Annotated in this window: 19 protein-coding genes; 12 read left to right on the plus strand and 7 right to left on the minus strand. The window is 62.5% G+C overall.

Features of this window, described 5'->3' with window-relative positions:
- Window positions 1-79 precede the first annotated feature (79 nt).
- From NKI29_RS14415 to NKI29_RS14425, 3 genes are all read left to right on the plus strand, one after another.
- Entirely contained in the window at window positions 80-1,105 is a 1,026-nt protein-coding gene (locus NKI29_RS14415) for a class I fructose-bisphosphate aldolase (protein ID WP_352571988.1), read from the plus strand.
- Between the two features lie 149 nt (window positions 1,106-1,254).
- Window positions 1,255-1,995 carry a DUF899 domain-containing protein gene (locus tag NKI29_RS14420; protein WP_352571987.1) on the plus strand — a complete coding sequence of 247 codons (741 nt, stop codon included), beginning with the start codon at window positions 1,255-1,257 and terminating at the stop codon, window positions 1,993-1,995.
- An 82-nt stretch (window positions 1,996-2,077) separates the two neighbouring features.
- Window positions 2,078-2,809: an SGNH/GDSL hydrolase family protein gene (locus NKI29_RS14425; protein WP_023678487.1), complete on the plus strand. Its 732-nt coding sequence runs from the start codon at window positions 2,078-2,080 to the stop codon at window positions 2,807-2,809.
- Window positions 2,810-2,926: 117 nt separating this feature from the next.
- Here NKI29_RS14425 and NKI29_RS14430 read toward each other — a convergent pair whose 3' ends face one another.
- On the minus strand, window positions 2,927-3,088 hold the full coding sequence (locus NKI29_RS14430) for a hypothetical protein (RefSeq protein WP_352454847.1): 162 nt from the start codon (window positions 3,086-3,088) through the stop codon (window positions 2,927-2,929).
- Window positions 3,089-3,290: 202 nt separating this feature from the next.
- Between NKI29_RS14430 and NKI29_RS14435 the strand changes: the two genes are divergently transcribed.
- The 3 genes from NKI29_RS14435 to NKI29_RS14445 all read left to right on the plus strand — a co-directional run bounded on the left by NKI29_RS14435 (window position 3,291) and on the right by NKI29_RS14445 (window position 4,745).
- On the plus strand, window positions 3,291-3,458 hold the full coding sequence (locus NKI29_RS14435; protein WP_352489312.1) for a hypothetical protein: 168 nt from the start codon (window positions 3,291-3,293) through the stop codon (window positions 3,456-3,458).
- A 141-nt stretch (window positions 3,459-3,599) separates the two neighbouring features.
- Window positions 3,600-4,007: a hypothetical protein gene (locus NKI29_RS14440; protein WP_352571986.1), complete on the plus strand. Its 408-nt coding sequence runs from the start codon at window positions 3,600-3,602 to the stop codon at window positions 4,005-4,007.
- An 18-nt stretch (window positions 4,008-4,025) separates the two neighbouring features.
- On the plus strand, window positions 4,026-4,745 hold the full coding sequence (locus NKI29_RS14445; protein WP_023678491.1) for a helix-turn-helix transcriptional regulator: 720 nt from the start codon (window positions 4,026-4,028) through the stop codon (window positions 4,743-4,745).
- Window positions 4,746-4,803: 58 nt separating this feature from the next.
- Here NKI29_RS14445 and NKI29_RS14450 read toward each other — a convergent pair whose 3' ends face one another.
- The 3 genes from NKI29_RS14450 to NKI29_RS14460 form a co-directional block, all read right to left on the minus strand.
- The gene (locus tag NKI29_RS14450) at window positions 4,804-5,499 is read right to left on the minus strand and encodes a DUF1013 domain-containing protein (protein WP_292655650.1); all 696 of its coding nucleotides are present in this window, start codon (window positions 5,497-5,499) and stop codon (window positions 4,804-4,806) included.
- A gap of 353 nt (window positions 5,500-5,852) precedes the next feature.
- Window positions 5,853-5,993: a DUF1127 domain-containing protein gene (locus tag NKI29_RS14455; RefSeq protein ID WP_023678493.1), complete on the minus strand. Its 141-nt coding sequence runs from the start codon at window positions 5,991-5,993 to the stop codon at window positions 5,853-5,855.
- A gap of 132 nt (window positions 5,994-6,125) precedes the next feature.
- Entirely contained in the window at window positions 6,126-7,136 is a 1,011-nt protein-coding gene (locus NKI29_RS14460) for an NAD(P)H-quinone oxidoreductase (protein ID WP_036238914.1), read from the minus strand.
- Window positions 7,137-7,260: 124 nt separating this feature from the next.
- Here NKI29_RS14460 and NKI29_RS14465 point away from each other — a divergent pair, with 124 nt between their 5' ends.
- The 3 genes from NKI29_RS14465 (at window position 7,261) to NKI29_RS14475 (ending at window position 9,118) form a co-directional block, all read left to right on the plus strand.
- On the plus strand, window positions 7,261-7,455 hold the full coding sequence (locus NKI29_RS14465) for a DUF1192 domain-containing protein (protein WP_023678495.1): 195 nt from the start codon (window positions 7,261-7,263) through the stop codon (window positions 7,453-7,455).
- Between the two features lie 96 nt (window positions 7,456-7,551).
- Window positions 7,552-8,799, plus strand: a complete 1,248-nt coding sequence (locus NKI29_RS14470) for an MFS transporter (protein ID WP_023678496.1) — start codon at window positions 7,552-7,554, stop codon at window positions 8,797-8,799.
- Between the two features lie 31 nt (window positions 8,800-8,830).
- Window positions 8,831-9,118 (plus strand): ArsR/SmtB family transcription factor, encoded by a 288-nt coding sequence (locus NKI29_RS14475; protein ID WP_023678497.1) that lies wholly within the window; start codon window positions 8,831-8,833, stop codon window positions 9,116-9,118.
- Window positions 9,119-9,261: 143 nt separating this feature from the next.
- Here NKI29_RS14475 and NKI29_RS14480 read toward each other — a convergent pair whose 3' ends face one another.
- Together NKI29_RS14480 and NKI29_RS14485 are read right to left on the minus strand one after the other, a co-directional pair.
- A complete protein-coding gene (locus NKI29_RS14480) occupies window positions 9,262-9,918 on the minus strand; it encodes a glutathione S-transferase family protein (RefSeq protein WP_352457946.1) in 657 nt (218 codons plus the stop codon).
- Between the two features lie 60 nt (window positions 9,919-9,978).
- Window positions 9,979-10,830: an alpha/beta fold hydrolase gene (locus NKI29_RS14485; protein ID WP_352571983.1), complete on the minus strand. Its 852-nt coding sequence runs from the start codon at window positions 10,828-10,830 to the stop codon at window positions 9,979-9,981.
- Window positions 10,831-10,927: 97 nt separating this feature from the next.
- On the opposite strand from NKI29_RS14485, the gene NKI29_RS14490 reads away from it, so the two are divergent.
- The 3 genes from NKI29_RS14490 (at window position 10,928) to NKI29_RS14500 (ending at window position 12,287) form a co-directional block, all read left to right on the plus strand.
- Entirely contained in the window at window positions 10,928-11,452 is a 525-nt protein-coding gene (locus tag NKI29_RS14490; RefSeq protein ID WP_352451127.1) for a winged helix-turn-helix transcriptional regulator, read from the plus strand.
- A gap of 75 nt (window positions 11,453-11,527) precedes the next feature.
- Window positions 11,528-11,758 (plus strand): hypothetical protein, encoded by a 231-nt coding sequence (locus tag NKI29_RS14495; RefSeq protein ID WP_023678501.1) that lies wholly within the window; start codon window positions 11,528-11,530, stop codon window positions 11,756-11,758.
- Window positions 11,759-11,855: 97 nt separating this feature from the next.
- Window positions 11,856-12,287, plus strand: a complete 432-nt coding sequence (locus NKI29_RS14500; RefSeq protein ID WP_023678502.1) for a GlcG/HbpS family heme-binding protein — start codon at window positions 11,856-11,858, stop codon at window positions 12,285-12,287.
- Window positions 12,288-12,297: 10 nt separating this feature from the next.
- Here the strand turns inward: NKI29_RS14500 and NKI29_RS14505 are convergent, their stop codons facing one another.
- Window positions 12,298-12,699, minus strand: a complete 402-nt coding sequence (locus NKI29_RS14505; protein ID WP_023678503.1) for a hypothetical protein — start codon at window positions 12,697-12,699, stop codon at window positions 12,298-12,300.
- Window positions 12,700-12,886 lie beyond the last annotated feature (187 nt).

A 12,886-nucleotide genomic window follows, 5' to 3' on the forward strand; every position in this document is an offset into this window, starting at 1 on the left:
TGACAAAATGGTTCGACTTGAACCTGCGTTGCTCTGGTGGTCTGCTGGGCGCGGATCAATTCTTTCAGGAGAAGCAAAAATGAGCGAACGTCTCGAGGACATTGCCGCCGCGATGGTGGCCGATGGCAAGGGCCTGCTGGCCGCCGACGAAAGCTCCGGCACCATCAAGAAGCGCTTCGACGTCATCGGCGTCGAATCGACCGCCGACAGCCGCCGCGACTATCGCGAGATGATGTTCCGCGCCAGCGATGCGATGACCAAATACATTTCCGGCGTCATCCTCTATGACGAGACCATCCATCAGAAGGCCGCCGACGGCACGCCGCTGGTCGACATCATCAAGGCATCAGGCGCCATCCCCGGTATCAAGGTCGACGCCGGCGCCAAGCCGCTGGCCGGCTTCCCCGGCGACACCGTCACCGAGGGCCTCGACGGCTTGCGCGAACGCCTTGCCGAATACTACAAGCTCGGCGCCCGCTTCGCCAAATGGCGCGCGGTGATCGACATCGATGTTGCCAAGGGCGTGCCCTCCGCCACCTCGATCGGCTCGAACGCCCATGCGCTCGCCCGCTATGCAGCGCTTTGCCAGGAGGCCGGCATCGTGCCGATCGTCGAGCCGGAAGTGCTGATGGACGGCGCCCACGACATCGACACCTGCTACGAGATCAGCAAGGCGACGCTGACAAAGCTTTACACGGAACTCTATGCGGCGCGCGTCGTCCTCGAAGGCACCATCCTGAAACCGAACATGGTCCTCGCCGGCAAGAAGTCGGGCAAGGTCAGCAGCCCCGAGGAAGTCGCCGAAAAGACCATAAAACTGTTCCGCGAGACGGTGCCGGCCGCGATCGGAGGCATCGCCTTCCTTTCGGGCGGACAATCTGACGAGGAGGCGACCTCCAACCTCAACGCCATCAATGCCATTGGCCCGCATCCGTGGAAGCTGACCTTTTCCTACGGCCGCGCCTTGCAGGCCGCTCCGCAGAAGGCGTGGGGCGGCAAGGCGGCGAACGTCGCCGCCGCCCAGGCCGCCTTCGCCCATCGCGCCCACATGAACCATCTGGCAGCGCTTGGACAATGGCAGCCGACGCTTGAGCAAGCCGCCTGACGGAATTCAGGTTGCGTTCCCTCCGACCCGGGCCTTTGCCCGGGTTTGTTTGAAAGCAGCAAGGTCTGCAATTTCCTGCAACTAAAAATGCAGCTCGGTGTCGGCATTCCTCGCTGCCGATCGTCCTCCGTGAAAAGAGGAGCAGACCTATGCCAAACAACAAGACCGTATCGCAGGAAGAGTGGTTTCAGGCGCACAAGGCGCATCTGGCGCGCGAAAAGGAATTGACGCGCTTTCGCGATCGTGTCGCCGCCGAACGCCGCGAACTGCCGTGGCTGAAGATCCGCAAGGACTACGTCTTCGAGACCGAGCAAGGGCCAAAGAAACTGCCCGACCTGTTTGGCGGCAACAGCCAGCTGATCGTCTACCATTTCATGTTCGGCCCCGGTGCCGACTATCGTTGCGAGGGCTGCTCGTTTCTTGCCGACCACATTGACGGTGCCAACCAGCATCTCAGGCACCACGACGTCTCGCTCGTGGTGGTTGCGCGGGCGCCGCTGGCCGAGCTTCTGCCCTACAAGCAGCGCATGGGCTGGAAATTCGACTGGGTGTCGTCGTACGCTTCGGACTTCAACTTCGACATGCAGGTGTCATTCACCGACAAGCAGATCGCGGCCGGCGACACGACCTACAATTTCGAGCGGCGTGCGCGGCAATCGAAGGATCTTCCCGGCACCAGCGTGTTCTATCGCGACGAGAAAGGCGACATCTTCCTGACTTTTATCTCGCGCTCCAGAGGCGGCGATCCGCTGATCGGCACATATCACTATCTCGACCTGACGCCGAAGGGTCGCAACGAAACCGGTCCCCACCATAGCCTGGTGGACTGGGTGCGGCTGCACGACGAATATGCGGATACGCCCGAGATGCAGGACAGCTGCTGCCATTGACGACGGGCGGTCACCCAAGGTCTTTCGCCTTCGGCCCGACATGCGCTAAGTGCTGTTCGCTATGCCCTAAAAGGGACTTGCCATGCGGCGCTTTCCGACCCTTCTCACCTGGCTCGCCTTTCCGGTCTATGTCTGGCAAGGACTTGGCGTGCGTCGCCGCACCGCCCGCATGCTGCCGGCACAAGGTCCGGTCATGCACGAGATATCTGGCCTGGCGCCAGCAATCTCGGTTCTGGTGCTTGGCGATTCCTCCGCCGCCTCGGTAGGGATCGGCAATTCCGAAAACGGATTGGCCGCGCAACTGGCAGTTCTGATTGCGCAACGCACCGGCCGCACCGTGCGCTGGCGGGCGGCCGGCTTCAACTCGGCAACCTCTGGCCAGATCCGCGATCATGTGCTGCCCAATCTATCGGCCGATCCGTGGACGCATATCGTGCTGGCCATCGGTACCAACGACACCAAGAATTTTCATTCGGTACCGCGCTTCAAGCGCGAGTTTGGCGGCCTGCTCTACGCGCTGCGCGCCAAATGGCCGGAAGCGCGCGTCGTGTGGTCGCCGGTGCTGGAGTTCACCCGGGCTCCGGCAATGCCGCCGCTGCTCGGCAAGATCCTCGAAATCCGCGCCGTCGAAATGAACCGGATGGGCGAGCGCCTTTGCCTCGAACGCGGCGCCATACCGGCGCCCCGGCTGCCGATCACGGATGCCGATGCCGGCTTCGCATCGGATGGATTTCACGCTTCGGAAGCCGGCTACCGAGCCTGGGCGGAACATCTGGTCAGCCTGGTGCTCGCCAACGAACCGGGCGTCGCGTAGCGGGCCGCCGGCACTAAAGCGCGTCGCGTTCGATTGGCCTCATCCGACGCGCTTCAGGTTCTTGTTTTTATGCATGTCGTTGTCGCAAAACCGCTGCACACTTTTGCGCGACATGCATTACGTCCAGTGCCCGAGCACCGCCGTAATCGAAATCGCCGCCATCGCCAGAAGCGCCAGCTTCCAGAAATCGCTGCGCCGCTTCAGCCCGGGCCAGCCGAGCGGCTTGATGAGCTGGATGACCATCATGAGGATGATGACGAGCGCGAGAAGTTTCGACATGCAGCCTTTGATCAGCATCGCGGCTGGCTGTCAAAGCGGCTCCGGGATCGCCGGCTTCCACTGCGGCAAGCCTCTTTTCAGCACTGCCTTGTCACTTCGATGGATAAATCGGAACGCCGGTCATGAGAGCCGCACCCTCCTGACAGACTGCTGTCAGCAGGGGTGTGCGATAGTGCCTGCATCGAAAGAGAGGAGACCAGCGATGAACGGTATTACCATTCTGCGTAGCGTGCAGCACTATGTCGGCAAGATCCGGACGATGCGCAATGAAATCCGCACCCAGCGGTTCATGAACACCCTGCCGGCGGACATCCGCAAGGATATTGGTTGGCCGGACATGTATGGCGACCGCCGCAATGGCGGCAATTGAGGCAAGCTTTCTGCGTGGCGTTTGGATGCGACCTGGCGACGAGCTGAGATGGGCATGCTGAAGCCTCCTGACAGTATGGTGTCAGGAGGCTCGTGCCATAGTGCGATGGCCGCCGGAGCCGGATGGCCGAGAGGACGATCGATGAAAAGCTGGAACGACAGGCTGAACACGCGTGGCATCAACGGCATAAGACCGTCGCCACGCACCATCGGCGACGTCGTCGAAGGCCAGCCGATGCTGGTTCCTACAGCTCGCCAGGTCCATGCATTCATCCGCTCCATCCCCGAAGGCATGGACATGAATATCCGCGCTTTGCGCACCGCTCTCGCCATCGAGCACGGTGCCGAGATGACATGTCCGGTCACCATCGGCTATCATCTGCGCACCGTCGCCGAGGCCGCCAACGAGGATCTTGAGCGTGGTATGGCACTGGGCGACGTTGCGCCGTTCTGGCGGGTGGTCGACGCAAGCACGCCGACAACGAGGAAACTGTCCTTCGGCGCGGCCTTCGTCGCCGCGCAGCGCAAGCGCGAAGGGCTGGAACGATAGACGCCGAGGGACCATACGATGCGCCGCGCCGACAGGCTCTTCCAGATCGTGCAGCATCTGCGTGGTGGTCGTCTGGTCACCGCCCAGAAGCTGGGCACGTGGCTCGAGGTTTCCGAGCGGACGATCTATCGCGACATCGCAGACCTGCAGTCGACCGGCGTGCCGATCGACGGCGAGGCCGGTGTCGGCTACATGATGAGGGAGGGTTTCGACCTTCCGCCGCTGATGTTCACGCGTGACGAGATCGTCGCGCTGGTCGCCGGCGCCCGCATGGTGCGCGCCTTTGGTGGCGCGGCCATGGCGCGAGCCGCCGACGAGGCGCTGGTCAAGATAGGCGCCGTGTTGCCCGACGCCGAAAAGGACCGCATCGCCCGTACCGAGATCCACACGCCGATGTGGGTGGTAAGCGATGCCGCCCGCGAAGCCATCGACCTGATCGAGCGGTCCATCGAGAAACGTCAGGTGCTGACCATCGACTATTCGGATGAGGCCGGCCGCAGCACCGCGCGCGACATCCGCCCGCTCGGCCTGTGGTTCTGGGGCAAGGTGTGGACCTTGGTCGCCTGGTGTGAGATGCGCGGCGATTTCCGCGCCTTCCGCATCGACCGCATCGCCTCGGTGGTCATCGCCGGCCGCACCTTCAAGCCGGAGCGCGGCAAGCAGCTCGCCGATTTCTATCGCGCGGTGGAGCGCAGCGAGGATTACGGCATGGCGCCGGACCGGGCGGCGCGAAGCTGACACGGAAGATCACAAAAAAGCCCGCTTGAAAGCGGGCTTTTTGTTTTGGATGCCAGACCTATTCCTCTTCGTCGGCGTCCTTGTCCTTCGACTTCAGCGCCGAAAGCTTGGCGAAGACGGCGTTGGCGTCAAGTTCGCGGTCCTCGTCCTTCGGCTTTTCGGGCGCCGGCACCAGCCGTTCGGTCAAGGCGGCCGGCAGCAGCGTATCGCCGACCGGCTGCGCCTGCTCGCGGCCGCGCGAGGCGCGGTTGATTTCCATATCGAGGTCGATCTGCGACGTCAGGCCGAGCGTCACCGGATCCATCGGCTGGAGATTGGCGGAGTTCCAGTGCTTTCTGTCGCGGATCTGGTCGATCGTCGACTTCGTTGTGCCGACAAGGCGGGCAATCTGCGCATCCTTGAGCTCGGGATGGTTGCGCACCAGCCAGAGGATGGCGTTGGGCCGGTCCTGGCGCTTCGACAGCGGCGTGTAGCGCGGACCCTTGCGTTTGGATTCCGGCACCCGCACCTTGGGATCGGAGAGCTTCAGCCGGTGGTTCGGGTCCTTCTCGGCGCGCGCGATCTCGTCGCGAGTGAGCTGGCCGGTCATGATCGGGTCCATGCCCTTGATGCCTTGCGCCGACTCGCCGTCGGCGATCGCCTTGACCTCAAGCGGATGCAGTCCGCAGAACTGCGCGATCTGCTCGAAGGAAAGCGCTGTGTTGTCAACCAGCCAGACGGCGGTCGCCTTTGGCATCAGCAGCGTATTGGCCATTACAAAAATCCTTCTCGTTCGCCCGCGTTCCCGCGCGGGCGGTGGTTTAGAGCCACCAAAATGGGAAAATCGCGGTCTATATAACCGCTCGCTCGCCGTTTCGCAATGTTTTTGGCAGGCGCGCGTCAAGGACGGCACGGCAGCGCGACCAGCAGACCGCGAAGGTCGGCAGATGACGCCATACAGTCGAAAGCTTCAAAAAGACAAAGCCCGCCAGACCAAGGTCGGGCGGGCTCGGAACCGGCGACGGAAATCCGTCTGCTGCGGCTCTGGCTTCTAAAGCTTGATCCCGAACCGCGGCTCGGCGTTGCCGAAAAGCAGCGCCCGGTCTTCGAGCGGGATCGTGCTCGAGATCAAAGCCCTTTGCGGGCGATTCTCTCGATGTCGCCGCGGTTGATGCCGAGGTCGTTGAGCTGACGAGCATTCAGCCGGTTCAGTTCGCGCACGGTTTCGTTGTACATGCGCCAGTTACGGAAAGCGCGGATCGGGTTCATGATAGTCCTCCATCGTTTTGATGCCGCGTAAATAGGCATCGGCGATGAAAAATTGAACAGACGCTTTTGCATGGCCGCAATGCGTTTGTTGCATTGCACCATTAAGCTTTCGTTCAGCCTGTTTGCGGGCCGTCAGGCGACATCGAGCACAATCTTGCCGATGTGCTCACCCTCCTCCATCCGCTCATGCGCCCGCCACGCTTCCTTGAGCGGGAAGATCGTATCCATCACCGGCGCAACCTTGCGCGTGCCGAGCAGCGGCCAAACCTGCGCCTCCAGCGCAGCCGCAACTGCCGCCTTGAACTCCACGGTGCGTGGCCTGAGCAGCGATCCTGTGTGCACGAGCCGCTTGGCCATGATCTTGAAGAAATCGGCGCTCGCCACCGTCCCGCCCTGCGTCGCGATCTGGACGATGCGGCCTTCCATGGCTGCAGCCTCATAGTTTCGCGCCACATAGTCGCCGCCGACCATGTCGAGGATGACATTGGCACCCTTGCCGCCGGTTGCCTCCTTGACTGCGGCGACGAAGTCCTCCTCGCGGTAGTTGATCGCCCGGTCGGCGCCGAGCTTGAGGCAGGCGTCGCATTTCTCCTTGTTGCCGGCGGTGGTGACGACATAGGCGCCGAAAGCGGCAGCAAGCTGGATCGCCGTGGTGCCGATACCCGACGAGCCGCCATGCACGAGCAGGGTCTCGCCGCTCTTCAGGCCGCCGCGCTCGAAGACATTGTGCCAAACAGTGAAGTAGTTTTCCGGCAGCGCCGCCGCTTCGGTGTAGGTAAAGCCGGCGGGCAGCGGCAGCACGCTGCCGGCGTGCACTCTGACATATTCGGCATAGCCGCCGCCCGCCGTCAGCGCACAGACCCGGTCGCCGACGCGCCAGCGCGATATCTCGTCACCAAGGGCAGCGACTTCGCCTGCTGCTTCCAGGCCCGGCAGATCCGACGCTCCCGGCGGTGGCGGATAGGCGCCCTTGCGCTGTTGCACGTCCGGCCGGTTGACGCCGGCGGCCCGCACCCGGATCAGGATCTCGCCGGGACCGGGAACCGGTACGTCGCGGGTTTCCGGTTTCAGCACCCGCGGCCCGCCCGGTTCCGATATGGCGATCGCCATCATCTTCGCCGGAATTTTCTGTGCGTTCGCCATGAATTTTCCCGTCGTGCTCCGCCGGTTTCTCGTGCCAGCTCTTGCCCGCCATTTGCATCCATACCCTTGCCCTATGTATGCTCATTGGCAAATCAGGCAAATGGGCAATCACGGAGGAGCGACGATGGCGATCTTCGACGACGAACCCAAGAAGAAAGCGCGCCCGCACGAGATCGGGCAGGATCTGTCGCTGCTTTCCGTCGACGAATTGTCCGAACGGATCGGCATCCTGCGCGACGAGATCGCCCGGCTGGAAGCCGAGCTCAAGACCAAGGGCTCGACCAAGTCGGCGGCAGAGGCGCTGTTTCGCCGCGGGTAGTTACTGCGGGTAATGCCAAAAGCTCGGGCACGCCGCCGAAAAGCCCGAATGCCGCTGTCTGCAGACTTGTGCCCTAAACCCCAGCCGGATTGAAAAATGTTCGCAAGCTACAGACCGATCCTCTCGCTGCTGCGCGGCACCGCGTTCCTGTTGGCGGCATCCGGACTGCACGGTCTGCTGTTGCCGCTGCGCGGCCAGGTGGAGGGCTTCTCGACGGCATCGCTCGGCCTGATGGGCACGGCTTGGGCCGGCGGCTTCGTCACCGGCTGCTTCTTTGCGCCACGCATCGTGCGCCGCGCCGGTCATGTCAGGGCTTTCGGCGCCTTTGCCGCATCGGGAGCGATCGTCGCACTGCTCACCGGCCTGATCATCGACGAATATACCTGGATCCTGCTGCGCGCCTTCACCGGCTTCACCATGGCCGGCGCCTTCATGGTCATCGAAAGCTGGCTCAACGAGAAGGCCACCAACGAAAACCGCGGCACCGTCTTCGGCCTCTACATGATGGTCACCTATGCCTCGATCATGGGCGGTCAGATGATCGTTGCCGGCGGCGATGTGAGATCGGCGTCGCTGTTCATGATCACCGGCATTCTGTTCTGCCTGTCGCTGATCCCGACGGCGGTCTCGACGGCGTCTCACCCCAAGCCGCTGCAGGACGTGTCGCTTGACGTCAAGGGGCTCTACGTCAATTCGCCGGTGTCGGCGATCGCTTGCGTGCTGATCGGCATCGCCAACGGCGCCTGGGGTACACTTGGTGCCGTCTATGGAGCGCGCATCGGCATCTCGACAGCCGAGATCGCGCTGATGATGAGCCTCGTGGTCATCGCTGGTGCCGCCATGCAGCTTCCGGCCGGGCGGCTCTCCGACACGACGGACCGTCGTTTCGTGCTGGCGGGCGCGGCCTTCGGTGCTGCGCTGTTTGCCATCGCCATCTTCCTGTTCGAACCGCGCTCCGGCGTCTTCGTCATCGTCTGCACCGCCGCCTACGGCGCCTTCGCCTACACGCTCTATTCGATCGCGGTGGCGCATGCCAATGACCATGCGCGATCGGAGGACTTCGTCAAAGTGTCGGGCGGCCTGCTGCTGCTTTATGGCTTCGGCACGATGATCGGTCCGCTGGTGGCCGCCGGCCTGATGGGCTGGATGCGCCCTGAGGGGCTGTTCCTGGCCACTGCGCTCGCGCATCTCAGCCTGGCTGGCTATACGCTGCTGCGCATCAGCCGTCGCGCGCCGGTGCCGATCGAAGGCCGCGATGCCTTCAAGACCCAGCCCGCCGATCGCTCGGTGACGCCGGAAGCGTTGCGGCTCGACCCGCGCAGAAAAGCTGAAGCCGACAGTTGAGATTCGAGGCGCTTTGCCCCACAAATAAGGCATGATGCTTTCCGACGCCTTCATGGCGATTGCCGATCCCAACCGGCGCCATCTCTTGGAAGAGCTCCGGCGCGGACCGAAGACCGTCAACGAATTGGCATCCGGCTTGCCGGTGTCCCGCCCGGCCGTTTCGCAGCACCTGAAGGTGCTGCTTGATGCGGGGTTGGTCAACGCCAAGCCGGAAGGCACCAGGCGCGTCTATACGGTCAGCAATGCCGGCTTCCTGAAGCTCAACATCTGGCTTGACCAGTTCTGGGATGCGGAGCAGCTCGGTTCACCCGGAAGCTGAGGGGCATCGTCAGCGCGTCGAGCAACTATGCAGCATCGGGCCTAGAGCAATTCCAGGAAAAGTGTGAAACGGTTTTCCGTACGGAATTGCGCAAAAACAAAGAGATAGAGCGGTTCGGCGTTTCCGTGAAACGATGAACCACTCTAGCCATTGTTGTAGGGGAAGAGCTTGAAATACGGCTGCGCTTCCTCGATCACACGGGCAACCGAGGGGCGTTGCAGCAACCGGTCGTGATAGCGCCTGACCGCAGGATATTCGTCTCCGAACGGCTCGACCTTGTTGGCGTAGAACAGCGCGGGGGCGGCAGCGCAGTCGGCCATGGTGAAGCTCGCACCCACCGCCCATGTCCTCGACTGCATGTCCTGTTCAATGATGGCGTAGGAGCTGCGCAGCTGGGCGCGGGCCTGCTCGACGCCGAACGGATCGGTCTTGCCCTCCGGCCGCAGCCGGTCGCCAACGATCTTCTGCATCGGTTCCTGGACGTAGAAGTCATAGAAGCGGTCGGCAAGCCGGGTCTGACGGGCGAGATCGAGATCGCCGGGGATCAGCTCGACCGGTCCGGGATAATACGCGTTGAGATATTCGATGACGATCGTCGATTCCGGCACGGTCCGGTCCAGCGCCTCATCGCGCAGCACCGGCATCTTGCCGGCCGGCCACAATTTCAGGAACGCCGCGCGCGACTGTTCGTTGCCGAGATCGACGACGACCGATGTGAATGGCGTGCCGTTCTCATAGAGCGCGATCAGCGGTTTCCAGCAGAAGGAGGCCAGCGGATGAAGATGCATCGTCAGGGACATTTTGCTCCTATCTTTGGTGCTTCGTCTCGCGGGCATCCGGTGTCAAGGTTCGGCCCGCTGCTACGTGGCCCGGCTGTGGGCGACGATCGCATCGATGATCGCGGCCCAATCGTCGGGATGCAGCTCGTGGCCGCCGCCCTCGATCCGGACCAGTCTTGCACCGGCGACCGCGTCGGCAAGAGCGGCGCCATGCTCGGCTGGAAAGATCGGATCGTCGGTGCCGTGGATAACGAGGAGCGGAATCTTCATCTCGTGCAGCCGCCCCGTCCAGTCCTCGCCGCTCCGATCTTCGCCGCCCTTGAGCATGAAGTGATTGGTCGCGCTGAGAAAGCCGCCGGACCGGTCGTAGTCCTGTTCCACGAACGCTCTCGTCCGCGCCTCATCGAACGGATGCGCGGTGCCGGCGAGCGCACGCGCGTTTTTGACCATGAAATCGACCGCTTGGCCACGGTCAGACCAGTCGACCTTGGCGCCTTCGGCCGAATGTTTCCTATAGGCCTCGGTGGTTCCGGGCAAATGCGACGTATCGATGCCCAGGGGCGAGCTGCTGATCACCGTCAGCGAATTGACACGCGGCGGGTATTTCAACGCAACGAGCTGCGCGATCATACCGCCCATCGACATGCCGACCACGTGCGCCTTTCGGATTCCCTGGTCGTCAAGGACGCGGACGGCATCGTCCACCATGTCGTCGAATGTATAAGGCGGCTCGCCCGGCGCGTATTTGGTCGAACGGCCGGTATCGCGATTGTCATAGCGGATCACGAAGCGACCCTCGCCGGCCAGCTTCCGGCAAAACGCTTCGGGCCACCAAAGCATGGAAGCCATCGCGCCCATGATCAACAACACCGCCGGATGGGCCGGATCGCCGAACGTCTGGGATACGATTTCGGGGTGTTCGGCGTTTCTCATGACTTTCCTCCTTGGGCTGCAAATCCGATTGCAAGTTGCAATCAGTTGCACGATATTAAAACCGATACGATAGTGCAACCGGTTTTTGGAGATTCGCATGAACATCGATCGTCGGTCCGGATGCCCCATCAACCTGTCGCTCGAAGTGTTCGGTGACCGGTGGAGCCTGATCATCCTTCGCGACATCATCTTCGGCGGCAGACGCCACTTTCGCGAACTGCTCAACGGCTCGATGGAGGGCATCGCCTCCAACATCCTCGCCGACCGGCTGAAGCGGCTGATGGAGCTCGGCATGCTGACCAAGGCGGACGATCCCTCCCACAAGCAAAAGGCGATCTACAGCCTGACCGAAATGGCGATTACGCTGGTGCCGATCCTGGCGCATCTCGGCGCCTGGGGCCGCGTCTGGCTGCCGGTCAGCGAAGAGCTCTCTATCCGTGCCGAGCTTCTGGAAAAAGGCGGCCCGCCGATGTGGGATAAGTTCATGAACGAGTTGCGCCACGAGCATCTGGGTGCGTCTCCCGCCCCATCTGGACCCACCGTCCGCGCGACTTTGCAGGCCGGATACGATGCGGTAGTCGCCCGCAAGGCGGAGCGAGTCGGCTGCGATCCGGCGCCATGACCAACTTATTTTCCCAATTGCGGGCTGGCTCTGCTATCAAGGGACTGAAGATAATTTACGGATTGGATAACGCTCTTGGTCGAGAACTCTAAGGACACTGCCCGTGCGCGGGCCGATTTGCGTTTCAAGAAACAGGAAGAGGCAGCCACGGTTCGCCAGAAGGCGATGGCGGAATATGTCGCCGAGAGCGACGCTCGCCAAGCCAAGACCAACAAGCTGCGGGCGCTGCGCCTCGCCAAGGAAGCGGAAGACCTGGCCAATGCGCCTCCGGCCCCGGTGAAGAAGCCTCGCGCCAAGAAGAAATAGGCCGGCGCTCCCAGAATGCATGCTTCCTTTCGCACGCGAAACAGTTCACTCGGAGTCTGTTCTGCCGGTTGATAACTGGCGCGTTTAGGAGACGGCCATGACCGCACTGACGCTCGACAAAGCCCTTGAAATCATCGCCGCCGCCTTTGCCAAGGGTGCCGAGCTCAAGCTCAGGCCGCTTGGCGTCTCGGTGCTCGACGCCGGCGCCCATCTGGTCGCGTTCCAGCGTCAGGACGGCGCCTCTTTCCTGCGTCCGCAAATGTCGGCCGGCAAGGCCTATGGCGCGCTCGCTATCGGCATGGGCTCGCGCCGGGTGGAAGCTTTCGCCAAGGAGCGCCCGCATCTGATCGCCGGCGTCTCCGACGTGTCGGGCGGGCGCGTCCTGCCGGTCGTCGGCGGCGTGCTGATCCGCGACAACGCCGGCACGATCATCGGCGCCATCGGTATTTCCGGCGACACGTCCGACAATGATGAAACGGCAGCCATCGCCGGCGTCGAGGCGGCTGGCTTCACCGCTGACCCGGGCTGAGTCGGGATCCTTAACTCATATTGATGTCGCGGGTGGCCGACCGCATCGACACCGAAAAGCCGGCCAGCACGTCGATCAGCGCTATGACCATCAGTGTGAAGAAAACGGAATGGGCGGCGCCCTTCACCAGCAGGAACTCGACCAGATAGGCCACAAAGACGAAGGTCGACAAAAGATGGTCCATGATCGAGGCATTTGTCGTGCGCGTCGACTTCACCACTTCGACGAACAAGAAGATCAGTGCGATCAGCACGATGAGGTCGCCGAGGGTCATCGAGAACACGCCACCCGACATCATCCGGACCGAAAACATTTCGGTGGCCCACGGATCGTCGCCGCTGCCGAATATTCCCAGAAGCCCAAGATTGTAGAGGATGAAAGGCACGATCAGCAGCGGGATGGCACCGAACATGTGGCGGCTCCGGTTGGACTGATCTTTGTAGAGTGCGCCCGGCGTTCGCCGTCAAGAATTTTCGTGCGGCCGATAAACACGGACAAAGACGGCGTGAAACAACAATGTCAGGCCCGGCTGATAGATCAGTTGTCGCAAACGCAAAAAGACCGGCCAATGGCCGGTCGTTTCGCAACCCAATAAACCG

The sequence above is a fragment of the Mesorhizobium sp. M0678 genome (assembly GCF_040320505.1).
Lineage (GTDB): Bacteria > Pseudomonadota > Alphaproteobacteria > Rhizobiales > Rhizobiaceae > Mesorhizobium.

Bases quoted from the DNA above. Each gene is read 5' to 3' on its own strand.
- NKI29_RS14415 (WP_352571988.1), top strand. From the start codon at position 80: ATGAGCGAACGTCTCGAGGACATTGCCGCCGCGATGGTGGCCGATGGC.
- NKI29_RS14420 (WP_352571987.1), top strand. From the start codon at position 1,255: ATGCCAAACAACAAGACCGTATCGCAGGAAGAGTGGTTTCAGGCGCAC.
- NKI29_RS14425 (WP_023678487.1), top strand. From the start codon at position 2,078: ATGCGGCGCTTTCCGACCCTTCTCACCTGGCTCGCCTTTCCGGTCTAT.
- NKI29_RS14430 (WP_352454847.1), bottom strand. From the start codon at position 3,088: ATGTCGAAACTTCTCGCGCTCGTCATCATCCTCATGATGGTCATCCAG.
- NKI29_RS14435 (WP_352489312.1), top strand. From the start codon at position 3,291: ATGAACGGTATTACCATTCTGCGTAGCGTGCAGCACTATGTCGGCAAG.
- NKI29_RS14440 (WP_352571986.1), top strand. From the start codon at position 3,600: ATGAAAAGCTGGAACGACAGGCTGAACACGCGTGGCATCAACGGCATA.
- NKI29_RS14445 (WP_023678491.1), top strand. From the start codon at position 4,026: ATGCGCCGCGCCGACAGGCTCTTCCAGATCGTGCAGCATCTGCGTGGT.
- NKI29_RS14450 (WP_292655650.1), bottom strand. From the start codon at position 5,499: ATGGCCAATACGCTGCTGATGCCAAAGGCGACCGCCGTCTGGCTGGTT.
- NKI29_RS14455 (WP_023678493.1), bottom strand. From the start codon at position 5,993: ATGAACCCGATCCGCGCTTTCCGTAACTGGCGCATGTACAACGAAACC.
- NKI29_RS14460 (WP_036238914.1), bottom strand. From the start codon at position 7,136: ATGGCGAACGCACAGAAAATTCCGGCGAAGATGATGGCGATCGCCATA.
- NKI29_RS14465 (WP_023678495.1), top strand. From the start codon at position 7,261: ATGGCGATCTTCGACGACGAACCCAAGAAGAAAGCGCGCCCGCACGAG.
- NKI29_RS14470 (WP_023678496.1), top strand. From the start codon at position 7,552: ATGTTCGCAAGCTACAGACCGATCCTCTCGCTGCTGCGCGGCACCGCG.
- NKI29_RS14475 (WP_023678497.1), top strand. From the start codon at position 8,831: ATGATGCTTTCCGACGCCTTCATGGCGATTGCCGATCCCAACCGGCGC.
- NKI29_RS14480 (WP_352457946.1), bottom strand. From the start codon at position 9,918: ATGTCCCTGACGATGCATCTTCATCCGCTGGCCTCCTTCTGCTGGAAA.
- NKI29_RS14485 (WP_352571983.1), bottom strand. From the start codon at position 10,830: ATGAGAAACGCCGAACACCCCGAAATCGTATCCCAGACGTTCGGCGAT.
- NKI29_RS14490 (WP_352451127.1), top strand. From the start codon at position 10,928: ATGAACATCGATCGTCGGTCCGGATGCCCCATCAACCTGTCGCTCGAA.
- NKI29_RS14500 (WP_023678502.1), top strand. From the start codon at position 11,856: ATGACCGCACTGACGCTCGACAAAGCCCTTGAAATCATCGCCGCCGCC.
- NKI29_RS14505 (WP_023678503.1), bottom strand. From the start codon at position 12,699: ATGTTCGGTGCCATCCCGCTGCTGATCGTGCCTTTCATCCTCTACAAT.